Consider the following 15,959-nt stretch of genomic DNA (forward strand, 5'->3'; position numbering starts at 1 on the left):
CAGCCATCAACACCCACCTACATTATAGATTCTGCGTAAGAAGTATAGAAGAGAAAGAAGAATTAATAGGCTGTTTGCAGGAAATTAACTTCCTATTTAGTCATAACAGCCTAGCACAAGCGGGTGGAAGCAAAGTACGCAGAATTTTATTGCTATGAGAGAGACTGCATATCATTCAGTCTCTTATAATAGCCGTTCTTCTCGAGAAGTTCCTCGTGCTTACCACGTTCCACGATTTCACCTTCATAGAGTACACAAATCTCATCCGCATTCTTGATGGTGGAAAGGCGGTGGGCGATGGCAATCGTGGTACGGGTCTTCATTAGCCGTTCCAGAGCCTCCTGCACCAGTCGTTCGCTTTCGGTATCGAGTGCTGAAGTGGCCTCATCGAGTATCAGGATAGGCGGATTCTTCAAGATGGCACGGGCAATACTGATACGCTGGCGCTGTCCGCCGGAAAGCTTGCCGCCACGGTCGCCAATGTTGGTCTGATAACCGAGTTCGGTCTCCATGATGAAGTCGTGGGCATTGGCAATCTTTGCCGCTTCGACCACCTGCTCCATAGTTGCATTTTCCACACCGAAGGCAATGTTGTTGAAGAAGGTGTCATTGAACAGAATGGCCTCTTGGTTCACGTTTCCTATCAACGCACGCAGGTCGTGGATGCGAAAATTCTTAATATTCACACCGTCAATTGTAATCTCACCTAACTGCACATCGTGATAGCGCGGCAGCAAATCCACCAATGTAGATTTGCCGGAGCCGGACTGGCCGACAAGTGCAATGGTTTGTCCTTTGGGCACCATCAGATTGACGTGCTTCAACACTTCGCGCTTGCCGTCGTAACTGAAGGAGAGGTCCTTAAATTCAATCCGGTCATTCATCCCGTGCAGCGGCAACGGGTTTACCGGTTCCTTAATGGGGTTCTCGGCTTTCAGTATTTTGTCCACACGTTCCATGGATGCCAGACCCTTTGGAATGTTGTATCCTGCCTTTGCAAAGTCTTTCAACGGATTGATGATACTGTACAGAATCACCATATAGAAGATGAACGTTGATGCTTCCATGGAAGTGCCGTCGCCCAGAATAAGCAGACCACCGAACCACAGTACCAATACAATGAGCAGCGTACCGAGGAATTCACTCATCGGATGTGCCAACGACTGACGGATGGCTACCTTGTTGGTTGCATCACGCAGCTCGTCGCTGCATTGCTTAAAACGGTCCACCATCTTGTCTTCTGCTATAAAAGCCTTGATTATACGCAGTCCACCAAGCGTCTCTTCCAATTGCGACATGGTATCACTCCATTTCCCTTGGGCTTCCAACGACTTACGCTTCAGTTTCTTGCCGACTTTTCCCATCAGCCAGCCCATACCCGGCAATACCAGGACAGTAAACAGAGTCAGCTGCCAGCTGGTTACAATCAGAGTGGAAAAATAAAGCAGAATCAGGATAGGATTCTTGAGCAGCATATCCAGTGAGCTGGTAATGGAGTTTTCAATTTCGCCTACGTCACCGCTCATACGTGCAATGATGTCCCCTTTCCTTTCTTCAGAGAAAAAGCCGAGCGGCAAGTGCATCACTTTGGAATAGACCATCACGCGGATATCGCGTACCACTCCCGTACGAAGGGGAATCATAATGGCGGAAGAACCGAAATAGCAGGAAGTCTTCAACATGGTCATGAAAGCAAGGAAAAGCCCCATGAACAGCAATGTCATCTGTGGCCCGTGTGTCTCAATCATCTGAGTGACGTAATAATAGAAATTGTTCACCGCCACTTCCTTCAAGCTACCGCTTCCCCACTCCATGAAGTGATACACTTGGGTGTTCTCCCCCGTCTTGAAAAGGATATTGAGAATAGGAATGAGCAGTGTGAATGAAAAGACATTGAATATAGCGGACAGCACATTGAGCACGATTGCCCAACCGATATATCTCTTGTAAGGCGACACAAAGCGCCGCATCAGTTGTAGGAATTCCTTCATTGCTTGTAGTTAAGTGAATTATGAGGTCGCAAAGATACAAGAAAACGAGGGAATGGAAAAGGGTTTCAGGTTATTTCTGCCTAAATGCCCACATTCTCTACTTTCTTTTGTGTCCTTGCATACTTCTCCAGCACCATGTACACTCATACATTGTCATCTTAATAATAGCCGGCTCATTTATTTTCCATCTTTACTCCTAACTTCCACACAATTTTCTTCAAACTTCAATATGCCCAAGCAATTATATGAGTAAATAATGAAAAAGATGTACCTTTGCACCCGACTTAACTGAGAACTTTGTTCACCACATGAGAAAAGCTATTATCACAACCCTATCTGTCCTAATCGTACTTCTGTCCATTGCTTGCAATACCCGAGTGAACTATAATAAGTACCTGATTACAATTGACTCGCTCATCGTTCAGCAACCGGACACTGCCCTATCTATGCTCGAAGCATTCCCGACAAACAGCCTGCAGACCCAAGCTGACAGTGCTTATTATGGCCTATTAATGACAGAAGCAAGAGATAAGAACTACATTATCCAAACCAATGATTCCCTGATACAATCGGCCCTGACCTACTACAACGGCACAAACGACATAGAAAAGCGGGCAAGGGCCCATTACTATTCCGGCTGCGTCTACCGGGATTCACAGAGAAGAACAGAATCTATGACTCAATACCTCATAGCAGAGCCCTTGGCTGAAAAAGCAGGAGAAAGACGTCTATTAAGTCTTATCTACCTGAATATAGGTTATCTATACTATTCACAAAACCTAAATACACAAGCCGATTCCAGCTATCAATTGGCACAACAAATAGGTATTCAGCTAAAGGACTCTGTTCTTCAAGCAGAAGTTCTGTCACGACGAGGAGTCATCTGTATGGAAAAAGGAGAAGAATTCTATCCCGAAGCCGAAAAAATGATGTTGAAGGCACTCGCTATCGTCCAAAAACAGTCCAACATACAATTAAAAGAAAATGTGTCCTCCTCACTATGCCAACTATACAACTGGATGGAAAACGGAGAGAAAGCTATAGAATTCGCCAAACAGAATCTTGGCGTACAGAAAGACCGCACAACATGCTACAAAGCTTTCGAACTACTTGGAAGCGCATATTACCTAATATTGCAATATGATTCTGCCCGCTACTACCTACAAAAATCCCTTTTCACAACAGACTATGCCACCAAAGCCGGGGCTTACATGTATCTGGCAGACATAGCCAAAGAGCAAGGAGACTTAGCTACTTCCTTAGAGATGGAACGCAACTACTCTGCCTATTTGGACAGCATGCAGAAGTCCAGACAGCCCGATGCCATTGTCTGCGCAGAACAAGGGATGCCAAGCAACAAGCAAAACATAATCAGCAAACACACCCATTATCGTATCATAGGTATATCAATAATCATATTAACCCTCATTGTAGCTGTAATCATCCTATCCTATAAGAAAAGAAAACAAAAGCCCAATAACCAAACCGAAAAAGAAATGCTGCATAAGGCAGGACTTGTTCTATTCGAACAATCTGAGGTATACAACAAGATGACTCTAATCATCCGCTCTCATAAAGAAAAGGCAGAATCAGAAATAATGCATCAAGGTGACTGGCTACAACTAATTGCAGAAACCAACAAATGTTGGAATAATATTGCCCGGGAACTACAATCAAAATATCACCTGACAGAAGACGAAATCTACTTATGTTGTCTGTACCTGACAAACCTCCCGATAAGCCATTTTTGCCATATATTGAGCTGCGAACGGGATACTATTTACAAAAAGGCAGACCGCATATTAGAAAACAAAATGGGATTTGCACACAAAGAGATATCTCTTAAGGAAGCTTTAAAAAAGAATCTCCAATCATCTTGCCAATCATAACAATCATTAGCAAGTACAACAATTATACAATATTATACGCCATTATACACCGAAATTATACAATATTATACACTTATCCTGCCGTATTAAACCGACCTTTGCGGCATCAATAATCAAAAAAGTGTATAATGATGAAGAATCTATTGTCTATCTTAATTGCGACATTCTTTTTAAGCAATATTGTGACATACGCACAAAAAAAGAACAATCCTTTTACAGAAATCGCCCTAATCCAAGCAAAAAGAAAAAATCCGACTAGTAAAGGAGATACCCCTATATCTCGTAGTATCATTCAAACCGCCAACGCCTACCTATATAATAATACGGTATGTGTCGACTTCAACGAGGTATTACCCACCGTCACCATCCTCCTCATCAATGAATCAACCGGTGAAACCGTCTATTCAGAAACATACGATGCTCCAACAAATATCAGCATCAACCTAGATGAAGAATCATGCGGCAACTACTCCATTCAAATAGAGTCCGATGAAGCATTCCTATATGGCAGCTTCACGCTATAGAAACATCCAACTGACAAGGAAGTGATATATATCACCAATTTATAAAACGAACCGATTGAAAGGACTGAATACGCGTTAAACCAGTCCTTTCAAAAGGCAAACTAAATTAATTTCCAGAATTATGAAGAAAAAACATTTTCTTTTTATTCCCATCATTACAATGGGAATATTCGCCATTAGCTGCACCAACACTTTTGACGAGCAGTTTGTTCAAGAAGACCAACAAATGCCAACAACGAAGTCAATGGGAGATGGTCAATATCAAGTATTAGGCTACGGTTATGATATAACCGGAGAATATCTTGCCAGACAATCCATAAAAAACGAAGTATTAGATATTGCAGGTTTCTATGCGAAAAATCCCCAATTATACAAAGTGGAATATGTAGGTGAAATCAAAGACAACTTTTATGCTGGAGAAGACTACATGAACTATGTAAAAGACATCATCAATAAAACGAATTTTAGTGGTTCGGTTGCTGCAAAAATCAATCCTAAAAAAGATGGGGCAACCAGCACAGACACCTCCAATAAGGAAGTACCCTATAGCCTTTCAGCAAATGTCTCTTTTGACAAAGAATCAAGCAATAAAACTTCCATTACGACCAAAGAGACCTACATTCGGGTCGACCAAATCAAGCAATTAGAACGCTACCAACTTTATGCTGACCCCACAGTTTTGGCCGACTACCTCACTCCATACTTTAAGAGCAGACTTTCTACAGCCTCTCCTGATGCCATTATTGAAGAATTCGGAACACATATTCTTATCGACTTCAATGTAGGTGGACGCCTTTCTATATTCTATAAGTCAACTATCACCGACAATCTAAAAGTAGAGTCTAAAACCAAAATTGCCAAAGGAGGCATCACTGGTGCCATTAAAACGGTTAACCTCTCCTTCTCCGGAAGTTCTACTACAACCGAAGTAGAACAATACCAAAGGAGAAATAGTAACTGGTCATGCAACGTCAACATGTATGGCGGCCAGCACGATGGTCATACAATCACAATAACATCCGACGGAGCAACCAACCACACATTCAATCTTAGCGGATGGCAGCAGTCTGTTGACAAAACGCATTGTGTATTGACAGAAATTAATTTCAATAAGACATACCCCATATACGAATTCATCAAAGACCCTATAAAAAAACAGCAAATTAAAGACGCTGCAGAAAAATACATCAAAAGCAAAATTCGTCCGATTATAGAGGTAAAACCAATGTTTCAAATAAAAAGTCCACACACAAAAGACAACTGGTGGGTTTTTTCACAAGATGACGTAAACTATATAAATCAAGTAAGCGGTGATTATTTAACTGACTTTTTAGGATTTGTATTAGTAGAACCTGCACCCAATACAAAACCAATGCATCGCCTGAAAAGCATACATACCAAAGACACGTGGTATGCTTTCAGTTACGCTGATGTTGAATATGCTAAAAAGAAATGGAATGAACAGTATTATGGAATAGATGGATATGTATATGCTGACGAGCAACCCAATACTGTACCACTGCATCATCTCAAGAGCACACACACAAAAGACACTTGGTACACCAACAGCTATGCGACCGTAGAGTATGCCAAAGCTAAATGGGGTGAACAATATTTCGGAATTGACGGATATATAATCAAACCCTAACCATTCTCCAAGACATAACAGAAACACTATATTAACGTGAATTCGATATGAATCAAAAGAGGTTTTGAACGAAGCTGATGGCTGTGATGGCTGATAGTACAGCTATATCGAATTCACGTATAGTTAATAATACTACTTTATTCATACTGTTTTCAAACCAAGCACCAAACAAGGTCCAAGGAAAGAGCAAACCACACCGGAAGAAATCATGCGGTCATGCTCCTTAACCGAGCTTTATGAATTGAGACCAAAAAGGGAGCATCTCAGGATGCGTCCAATTATGGCAGCCGAAAGGGAGCTGGCATCCATTTGCCCTATATGACCATGCCGGAATTTGCTCAATTGCAAATTTCATAGCCAATTTGTAAGAAGGACGTTTCAAATGAACTTCTTTATCATGAGTATTCAAAAGCAAAAAGACATCTTCGGGGAAAAAAGAATTACTGTCTGCCATGCACTTATCAATTATAGCTTTGTAATGCTCTGTAACTGCTATCATCTTACTGATTTTCCTTAAAGAAAAGCCACCATTACCAACATGAAACCAACAATACTTCATTCTGCGCAGATTCTTAGGATAGAAAATACTCCAGAAGCAACGCTGGACAAACCAGACGAAACGAGTAGGAAACCTCCAATATTTTCTTTGGTGCGGCATCCACGGCGCACCAATATAATCATACCCCAGTGAAGCCCAAAAGAACAATTCGTCTTTAAACGCATAAGCATCCAATTGATAAACAAGCATATAAGTATAGCTCGAAAAAGTTCTATAAAAAGCCACGTCAAGCATTAAACGATTATAAGCTTCAATACCTTGGAAACATCTGTCTGGGAAAGATATTACCTTAGGGAGTAAAAATTGAGATTGTATATTGGAAATATCCAGATTTTCAGGCTTAATAATCACTATGGAGTAATCAGACAAAATATCCAAGCACTGTTTCAGCGACACCGCTTCCATCTCTGATAGAGCAGGTAAATAAATAGGCACTACTACTACAATATCTTTTTTATCCATACACTATAACTTTGAAGGGCACAAAAATACACAATATAAAAGATATAAAAATCATTTCAATCACAGAACTTCAAAACTTTCCTTTACCTTTGCATCGTATTACAATATATAGACAAGCATGGAGCAGCCCTTTATAGTATATGATTCACAAATTTTCGACCAGCAGAAATTCGGCGGCATTTCTCGCTATTTCTGTGAAATCATGTCCAATTTACAGTTTAATTACGATATTGCAGTACGCTATACAGAAAATCATTATCTATTGAATAGTAAAATCAAGAGACACGGTATCTACATCCCCCATTTGTTCTTTAAGTATCATCAACAGAAACTGTATCAAAGCAACGCCAAACTAATCTTAAAGCTGATGCAGAAACACGCTCCATTTGTCTATCATCCGACATATTACAATCCCCTTTTTCTTAAGCAAATAGGCAATAATCCTTTTGTGATAACCGTACACGACATGACCTATGAAAAATATCCAGACTTGTTTCAAGACTCCATATCCATTATTCAACAGAAGAAAGAAATTATCACAAAAGCCAATCACATTATAGCCATTAGCGAACATACCAAGAAAGATATCATAGAAACATTAGGCATATCCCCTCAAAAAATAGACGTTATCTACCACGGTTGTAGTCTACAATCCACTATAAGCAAGCCTAATCTACATCTTCCCCAAAGATACATTTTGTTTGTTGGTGACCGGACATCCTACAAAAATTTCCAACGATTAGCAGAAGCTTTCAGTATAATCCATCAAACAGATGCACATCTACATCTAATATGTGCAGGCAAACCGTTTTCAAAGGCTGAATCAGAATTAATATCACGTATAGGCATCGCTCCGCATACACTGCAAATTTCGGTCAACGACCAGCATCTGAAAGAATTATACAACCGTGCTCTGCTATTTGTATATCCATCTTATTATGAAGGTTTCGGCATCCCTATTTTAGAAGCCTACACTTGCAACTGCCCCGTAGCTTTGAGCCAAGCCTCTTGCTTTCCTGAAATTGCCGAAAATGCAGCGGCATATTTCGACCCATTCTCTGTTTCTTCGATGGCAGAAGCTATCAAAAGTGTGATATACGACGAAGCTGAACGCACCAGACTTATACTTGCCGGCAAAGAAAGGATTAAACTTTACTCTTGGGAAAAGGCAACCCGCCAAACCGAACTTGTCTACCGGAAAGTAGCAAAAGCAGTCTTCTGACCATTCATTTCCGCATAGAGAAAGCGTTGTTCAATTTCAGCAAGAAGGTCAGGACAGGCTTTACCCTCTTCTGGAAACGGTGTGTCTTGCTCATCTCACGGAAAAGTTCAAACAAAGGCTGCTTTTTCAGGCAAGCAGCCAACTGCAAAGAGTCGAGTATCATGGGAGGAAATATTCCCTGCAGGATATATTTCTTTTCCTCCTCACAAAGACTTAAAGAGACAGAACTGATGCCTTGCATATTAAAGATACTTATCACCCTCTCGACATGTCTATAAGAACAGCTTTCAAGCACTATCTTCTTCACAAAGAATTCCCAATCAGAAACAATCTTAAGCGTCTCCGTATAAAGGCACCCCTCAAATAATGCTCTCTTTATAAAAGCAGCAGGATGTCCCAAAGAGCGTTCCAAAAAATATTCAAAGCTCAAGACATCCGGGTATACAAACAAATCCTCCTTTCCATCGCCGTGTACAAAAAGCAAATCCCCGTAAACAATGTCTTCGCCCGACAAAAAAGGATGAATGTCCTCCAATACAGCAAAGTCATGAAGAAAATCACCCGAATTCAAAAAAAGTAAATACTCTCCAGATGCCTCCCGGATGCCTTTATTCATGGCATTATATATGCCCGAATCTTTTTCAGAGCACCAATAAGCAATTTTATCCTGATTGTTCACAATCAAGTCCTTACTGCCATCAGTGCTGCCACCATCTATGACAATATATTCAAAGTCAGAAAAGCGCTGTCTGAAAACACTGTCCATTGTCTTGGCCAGTCCTTCAGCATTGTTATAGTTGATAGTTATGACAGATAGTTTCATTTGTGAAAAAGTCCTTTTATATATTGACGGAAAAATCTTCTATACCATTTATTTCTATGCGCCTCGCGCTTCTTGCGCAGATAAAGCAGTTCGCGAATGATGTGCAATGCACTGCCTCCAAAAAAGGAAGCATAAAGGGTTCTGTGTTTTGAATAGATATAAAACTCCGTTTCATTAAATACATCGGCCTGCTTTGCCGCAGTTATCATAGATTGCTCCTTGACACGGTAATAAAAGAGTGGAGAGGGTATCTGATACACAAGACTATTTTCATCTAACAACCTGATAAAGAACTCCCAATCCTCGTGTCCTTTCCGCATATTCTCATCATAGCCGCCAATGGCCATGCAATCACTGCGCCTAAAAAAAGCAGAACAAAAAATATGATTTCTCTGAAGCAACTCCTCATACCCTTCATAACGCAAATTCCAAACCTTATTTTTTACTCCGAAAAAAACTCCTCGACAAAATACCAGTTTCAGGAATGGATTGTCCTCGAATGCCTCCATCGCCTTTTCCATATACTCCGGATGTATAATGTCATCTGCATCCAACGGCAATATAAATTCTCCCTGAGCCAATTCTATACCTTTATTTCTCGCAGAAGACAATCCTCCGTTTTCCTTGAATACATATTTAATTCTTGAGTCTTTCCGCGTATACTCCAATGCCACTTTTTCTGTTTCATCAGGCGAACCGTCATTCACAACTATCGCTTCCCAGCACTGATAAGTCTGAGCCAATAAAGAGTTCAAGGCTTCGGGCAAATAAATGGCTTGATTATAACAAGGTACAATAACAGACACCATACCCTTTTCATTTAATGCGTCCATACAATATGTTTATATTTTATCTAAATTATTTAGCAGATGACAATAATCAATTTACAAAGTTAAGAATCTTTCCCTACTAAATATCTATATACTCCCGAAATACAATGCAACAAATGTTCTAAAGAAAAAGGATAAGACAAAAAAGCCATCAAAACTTCTTTCTTCTCAGGGAAATCAACTTTAAAAGATTTTTGCAAGAAACGATTAAAGCTCTTTTCTCTATATCTTTCCATCTCCCTTTTAGTAAGACAAAGGTCATCTATCTTTATCGGCAAAATAACATTCCATTTCCGATTATACATCCTGACCGTATCTTGGCACCAGTTGCGATTATAATTACCTTCCGAGAGATGTTCCACTTGAACTTCCGGTGAGCAACAAACATAATTCCTATATCGTTTGCTTACAGCTATCTGTAAAGAGAAATCAACATCATAGCAATGAAATCCAGTCAGCATCTTTTCATCGAAAGGATATGCCTTCCATACCTCTTTTCGGACAAACATTCCGAAACCGTCCACTGCTACAACTTCCGCAAACCACTCTCCTTGTACCACATTGAACCCAGTGAATGCCGTCACATTTCCTTTTTTTTGTAAATAAGAAGTACAAGCAAAACGACGATGCTGCATCCATCCCGAATAGCAGTCGAACATTATTTTAGTTCCTGCAAAACCTATTACTCCACAACTCGGTTCCGCCAACTTCTCAGCAACAACCGTCCCCCAATCCTGCGAATGGAATTTCACATCTTCATGGACGAAAAACAAATAAGGATAGCGAGCCTGCCGAGCACCTTCATTATAAGCGCGAGCTATAGACCAGCACTTCTCCCGATTATCTATAGCGATAATCTCATGTTCCACTCCAATAGTAGCATGTATATTTTGGCTGATTTCTTGCAATCGTTCCGGTGAAATAGAGCAAATGATAATTGACAGCATTCCTATATCCTCTTTTATATAATGTACCTTTATTTGAATTTATCTTTTCTATGAGTAGGAAGAAAAGGAATCACAAATGCTAATATCCTATTTATACGTTCCAGATAGTAATGTACTGGCAGAACCCCCATTTTCCCTCTTGCCTCAACATACAGACGGGCACGGATGTCCGGTGAAACCGGTAGTTTCGCTATAAGTCTATAACACTCTCCCCTCACCAAGCATTTTCTATACCAGCCAACGTCTGTACAAGAAAACATATACGACATCACATCTATCGTATTGAACATTCCTTCCCCTGTATATTTAGACCTGCTGGTTACTTTATTGGTATGTTGCCGGAAGTAATTCAATTTCCGGCGTACCTCTACAACTTTCCCCTCCTGTGCCACTTCTACCCAGAACTGCCAATCACCCGCACAGCGAAGTTGCTGAAAGGACTTATCTAGTTTATCGTAAACCTCCCTCTTGAAAAGCACCATACTGGCATTATACACATAATTCCTATATAACAGATTATGTTTTACATATTCTTTGCCATCGAATGTTTTCACTTCTCCGGTTTCTTTCCAACGGTCACGGCTCTTACGTTTCATCCTTTGTCCCTGTCCATCTATCAGAATGGAACCAGTAAGGCACATTATTGCACTTGGATTCAACTCCAATGCGGCAACTGTTGCCTCCAAAAAATGAATATCGGCAGTGTCATCACTTTCTGCAATCCAAACATACTTTCCTTTAGCAAGGCGAATGCCCCTATCCCATTGAAGAAAAGTATTGCCTGTATTCTTTTCATTCAACATTAATGCCGAAACTTTTGGATGTTCTTTATAGGCATTCAAAATATCACAACTATTGTCCGCAGAACAATCATCCAGCAGAATCAATTCAAAGTTCTGATAGGTTTGATTGAGGATGCTTTCAATCCTCTCTTTCAAATAAACAACATGATTATAATTGGGAAGTATTACACTCACCATAGGAGAATTATCCATAAAATTTATGCAGATTTCATACTTTATAAAACAAAAAAATAGGCCGACAGATTATCTATCGCCTACCATAACCGCAAAGTGGCCATCAACGGATAACCCACCCGCCATCGCAATTTAAACTTACGCACCAGATTCCAGGGCTTGGTTCTGGTCTTACCTTGAAAATACCAGATGTAGTTGTTTACGGCATCCAGTACCCGTGAAGAGGACTCACCGTCCAGATGGGCTTCATGCTTGTGCACATAAGCACGCATCCGTTCCATCAGTTCCGCCGGACGGGAAATGGCCTTTTCTATCGCTCCCTCTACAGCATCCGTGTCAGTGACATTCAGCAAATGAGCTCCCGGCATGGTGTTGCAATAGGTCACAACCGGTTTGTCCAACATCATTGCCTCGACAATCACAGACGAAGCATCGGACAACAGTACATCTGCACTGTTTAGCAGCTTGGCATCAACAAGTCCACTCTCGTGGAAAGTAATATTGGGGCAGGAAGCAGCCAGTTCCTTGTATTTCTTGAGGACTTCCATATCCGAGAATTTCGGATGGAACGAAATAATCCAATCCCAGTTCTTCTCGCGCACCAGTCTCTTGATGGTATCAAACAGATGAGGAGCAGAAGTTATATTTTTTGTAAACGTAGAAGAGTACAAAACTACCGGACGTGCATTATGAGGAGTGTGCGCACGTTCTTTCACGAAAGTATCCGCCTTGCACCAGCCCGTTTCGTATACCTTGAAGAAGCCGTATTTCCTCTCAAGTTCCTTGAAAGGAAGAGTGCTCGTTTCTCCTTGCGTGCAATAGACATCGAACCATCCACGAACAGAAAAATGGTCATCCTTTTCATCGCCACGCTTATTGATGGGGTAGCCATGGAAAAGGGAAACTTTCACTCCCGGGAAGAAATCATAAATATAATTACCCGGTGCAAAAACAGCAATAGGCTGATAATCCATCACTTCCTGAACAGATTGAAGCCACCTTTCATCTTGATTCAACAGAACCGGACAGTCTGGCTCGATAAACCATGCAACATCGTCTCCTCTACGCCTGATTTCGTCCTGAAGCGGGCGAAGTATAGGATAGGAATAGGCTACCGAAACGAAAAATAAATAATGCTTCTTCATACACTCAAAATATCACGGCAACGACACAATCGTCACCTCAAATTACCAATAGAACAATAAAATCCAGCCCTTAGTTTGTAACAGTTTTGCTTTCTTTGCTTTAAACGTCTGCAAAGTAAATACAAGAATTCTTTATATACTGCATCAATCCGGAAAAAAAAATGACTTTTATCAATTTTCCTCCAAAAGTTGCTGTTTATGAAGCTTTTTCTTCTCTAAAATATCTATCTTTGCACCCCAATATTTTAAAAATACTATTTTATGAGAAGAAACCTTTTTCATTGCTCCGACAGTCAACAAGGGGCAACAGATAAAGTGACTCTTTTGTTCGGAATCACCATTTTTTTCAAATTCCTGCTATTCGATTTCATCTGGAGCATCCCCACCACATTCGCTTCATTCTCTACCATCGAGTTCTATACAACCAAGATAATAGCCACCCTCGTACTTCTCGCCCCCTATAAGTTCTTCCGGCTCTGGAAAACAGAAATAGTCATCATGCTTTTACTGGATATACTGCTGATTGTCAACCTGATGTATTTCCGCACCTACTATACTGCCATCCCACTTAACAGCTATGGACTTTCTGGAAACCTCGCCGATTTCACCGGAAGCGTTTACGACTCCTTCCGCTGGTACGACATCTTCTTCCCTCTATCTACCATTGCCAGTATCCCCCTTTATTGGCATTACAAAAGAAATACCGCCGGAAGAACATCATACAAGTATTACGGAGGAGCTTTGGGAATCGGTATCCTGCTGTTTGCCATCACCACCCTGGCAAAAGGAGGATTCAAGGAAGCATACAACACCGTCCGCCAGAAAGCCTATCTGTGTGCAAGCACCACTTCCATGTATACCGTCTTCGGAAGCCTATGCTATGACCTCATCAACCAGAAGCAGGAGGCCACCCCACAGATACAGCAAGAGATAAAGGAGTGGCTGAGCCAGAAACCCGGACATCACCCTTTGGCCGGACGTATCGGAATCCGCAACAACTGCATCGTCATCCTGGCAGAATCTTTGGAAAGCTGGGTACTCGAAAGGGAAGTGGAAGGGCAAGAGATTACCCCATATCTCAACAAACTGCTGCAAGACTCCACCACCCTATACGCCCCCCACGTACTGACGCAAGTGAAAGGAGGGCGCTCCATTGATGCACAGCTGTTGCTTTGCGCCGGTATGCTGCCTATCAACAGCGGCACATACAGCAGCCAATATCCAGACCACACCTACGGAACCCTGCAAAAAGCCATGCATCAGCAGAAGAACTCGCGCAACTACCTCCTGACCATCGATAAAGTATCGACCTGGAACCAAGGCGTCATAGCCTACAGTTTCGGGACCGACACCATCATTGCTTATCATGACTTTGAACTGACAGAAGCCTTTGGCACGCACAAACGTACCGGAGACGGCTCCTTCCTGGCGCAATGCCGCCAAAAAATAGAGAAGGGGGAAATCTGGAAGAAGGGGGAGAATGTTTACATGCAGCTGGTGACCTACTCCGGCCATGCTCCCTTCAAATTGCCTGAAGAATTGAAAGAGATTCATTTCTCTCCGGCCATTCCACAGAAAATGAATGACTACATGACCACTGCACGCTATACGGACAAGGCGATAGGAAAATTCGTGGAGTACTTGAAAACACTCCCACAATACGACGAGACCCTTATCGTCATCACCGGTGACCACGAAGGACTGGCTACCTACCGTGAAGAATTGTGTAACGCCCCCGGTGGCAAGGGTATCGTATCCGACAAGACATTCACCCCTTTCATCATAGTAAACTCTCCGGTAGGCATGCGTTATGATAAAGTGATGGGACAAATCGATATGTACCCCACCTTACTGAACCTGCTCCAACTGGATGATTACTACTGGAGCGGATTGGGCCAAAGCATCCTCGACCCATGCAAGAAAGGATTCGCCATCAGCCCCCAAATGGAGGTGGTAGGTGAAGAGCCCACCCCGGCAGAAGCCGAGTTCGCTAAAAAAGCATACGATATTTCCGACCAGATGATACATTTTGATTATCTTTGCTCAAAAGCGAAGATAGGCGGCACCTCAAAATAAAAAATGAACAAGTTCATTTTGTTCTGCTTTCGGTTTGCACTATCTTTGCACCGTTCAAAAGAAGTAAAATGTAAATAAAAGCAATGAAGGTACATATTCATCCGCACTATGCCGCCTACGAGAGTTATATCCGAGCCATCCCATCGGAAGAATATGAACGGGAAGAGGTTTATTGTAACCGAAGGAACACAGTCGAAAGAGTGCGGTTCGGAGACAAGGACTTCGTAATCAAGAAATACAAAAGACCTGCCCTCATAAACTGCCTCATTTACACTTGGTTCCGCAAAAGCAAAGCGCAGCGCGCCTTTGAATATGCAGAACTTTTTCTGCAACGGGGAATAGAGACCGCCCCTCCGGTAGCTTATATAGAAATCAAAAAGAATGGTTTCTTCCACACCGGATACTTTATTTCCGAATACCTCCCCTACCCGCTTGTTACGGATATGTTCGGTACGGAAATGGAGGAAGAAGAGAAAAAACGGCTAAGACATGACCTCGTAGACTTCACTCTCCAATTACATCTGAACAAGGTCTTGCCACTGGACTATAATCCCAAGAATATATTTTACCGGAAGACAGACGGCAAATATCACTTCGCCCTCATTGACATCAACCGCCTGAAGCTCGGTAAAGTACCCGGTATCAGAATGTCCATGAATGCCTTCAGCCAACTGGGTATTCCCGCCGATGACTTCATGAAAATAATACCTCTATATGCCGAGCAAAGAGGATTCGATATTGAAGAATGCATATTCTTCACTCTCTTCAGCAGACTGAAATGGAGAAAGCAAAGACAATTTAAAAATTTCGTCAAAAGCAAGCTTCATTTCTGAAATGTCGTATCTTTGTACCAACGAGATTAGAAA

General features: G+C 41.7%; 13 protein-coding genes. 6 read left to right on the plus strand and 7 right to left on the minus strand.

Annotation, left to right across the window (positions count from 1 at the left end):
• Window positions 1-152: 152 nt before the first annotated feature.
• A complete protein-coding gene (locus DW096_RS07950; RefSeq protein ID WP_005825904.1) occupies window positions 153-1,991 on the minus strand; it encodes an ABC transporter ATP-binding protein in 1,839 nt (612 codons plus the stop codon).
• A 308-nt stretch (window positions 1,992-2,299) separates the two neighbouring features.
• Between DW096_RS07950 and DW096_RS07955 the strand changes: the two genes are divergently transcribed.
• From DW096_RS07955 to DW096_RS07965, 3 genes are all read left to right on the plus strand, one after another.
• On the plus strand, window positions 2,300-3,880 hold the full coding sequence (locus DW096_RS07955; protein ID WP_117878279.1) for a lipopolysaccharide assembly protein LapB: 1,581 nt from the start codon (window positions 2,300-2,302) through the stop codon (window positions 3,878-3,880).
• 128 nt (window positions 3,881-4,008) lie between these two features.
• The gene (locus DW096_RS07960; RefSeq protein WP_034522885.1) at window positions 4,009-4,404 is read left to right on the plus strand and encodes a DUF3244 domain-containing protein; all 396 of its coding nucleotides are present in this window, start codon (window positions 4,009-4,011) and stop codon (window positions 4,402-4,404) included.
• A 121-nt stretch (window positions 4,405-4,525) separates the two neighbouring features.
• Complete coding sequence (locus DW096_RS07965; protein WP_005833767.1) at window positions 4,526-6,052, plus strand: MAC/perforin domain-containing protein; 1,527 nt, start codon at window positions 4,526-4,528, stop codon at window positions 6,050-6,052.
• A gap of 223 nt (window positions 6,053-6,275) precedes the next feature.
• Here the strand turns inward: DW096_RS07965 and DW096_RS07970 are convergent, their stop codons facing one another.
• Window positions 6,276-7,073 carry a DUF5672 family protein gene (locus tag DW096_RS07970; RefSeq protein WP_005833769.1) on the minus strand — a complete coding sequence of 266 codons (798 nt, stop codon included), beginning with the start codon at window positions 7,071-7,073 and terminating at the stop codon, window positions 6,276-6,278.
• Window positions 7,074-7,191: 118 nt separating this feature from the next.
• Between DW096_RS07970 and DW096_RS07975 the strand changes: the two genes are divergently transcribed.
• Complete coding sequence (locus tag DW096_RS07975) at window positions 7,192-8,295, plus strand: glycosyltransferase family 1 protein (protein ID WP_005833771.1); 1,104 nt, start codon at window positions 7,192-7,194, stop codon at window positions 8,293-8,295.
• Between the two features lie 4 nt (window positions 8,296-8,299).
• On the opposite strand, the gene DW096_RS07980 is transcribed toward DW096_RS07975, so the two are convergent.
• From DW096_RS07980 to DW096_RS08000, 5 genes are all read right to left on the minus strand, one after another.
• Entirely contained in the window at window positions 8,300-9,118 is an 819-nt protein-coding gene (locus DW096_RS07980; protein ID WP_005833773.1) for a glycosyltransferase family 2 protein, read from the minus strand.
• Window positions 9,115-9,951 (minus strand): glycosyltransferase family A protein, encoded by an 837-nt coding sequence (locus DW096_RS07985; RefSeq protein WP_005833775.1) that lies wholly within the window; start codon window positions 9,949-9,951, stop codon window positions 9,115-9,117. Before DW096_RS07985 ends, DW096_RS07980 begins: the two co-directional genes overlap by 4 nt.
• Window positions 9,952-10,010: 59 nt before the next feature.
• Entirely contained in the window at window positions 10,011-10,895 is an 885-nt protein-coding gene (locus tag DW096_RS07990) for a glycosyltransferase (protein WP_005833777.1), read from the minus strand.
• A gap of 29 nt (window positions 10,896-10,924) precedes the next feature.
• Entirely contained in the window at window positions 10,925-11,890 is a 966-nt protein-coding gene (locus DW096_RS07995) for a glycosyltransferase (protein ID WP_016272069.1), read from the minus strand.
• Window positions 11,891-11,952: 62 nt separating this feature from the next.
• The gene (locus DW096_RS08000; protein WP_117680846.1) at window positions 11,953-13,017 is read right to left on the minus strand and encodes a CDP-glycerol glycerophosphotransferase family protein; all 1,065 of its coding nucleotides are present in this window, start codon (window positions 13,015-13,017) and stop codon (window positions 11,953-11,955) included.
• A 261-nt stretch (window positions 13,018-13,278) separates the two neighbouring features.
• On the opposite strand from DW096_RS08000, the gene DW096_RS08005 reads away from it, so the two are divergent.
• The gene (locus DW096_RS08005; protein WP_120028724.1) at window positions 13,279-15,093 is read left to right on the plus strand and encodes an LTA synthase family protein; all 1,815 of its coding nucleotides are present in this window, start codon (window positions 13,279-13,281) and stop codon (window positions 15,091-15,093) included.
• Window positions 15,094-15,176: 83 nt separating this feature from the next.
• Window positions 15,177-15,926: a lipopolysaccharide kinase InaA family protein gene (locus tag DW096_RS08010; protein WP_009037398.1), complete on the plus strand. Its 750-nt coding sequence runs from the start codon at window positions 15,177-15,179 to the stop codon at window positions 15,924-15,926.
• The last annotated feature ends 33 nt before the right edge of the window (window positions 15,927-15,959 follow it).

The sequence above is a fragment of the Bacteroides sp. AM07-18 genome, assembly GCF_003602695.1.
Taxonomy (GTDB): domain Bacteria; phylum Bacteroidota; class Bacteroidia; order Bacteroidales; family Bacteroidaceae; genus Bacteroides; species Bacteroides uniformis.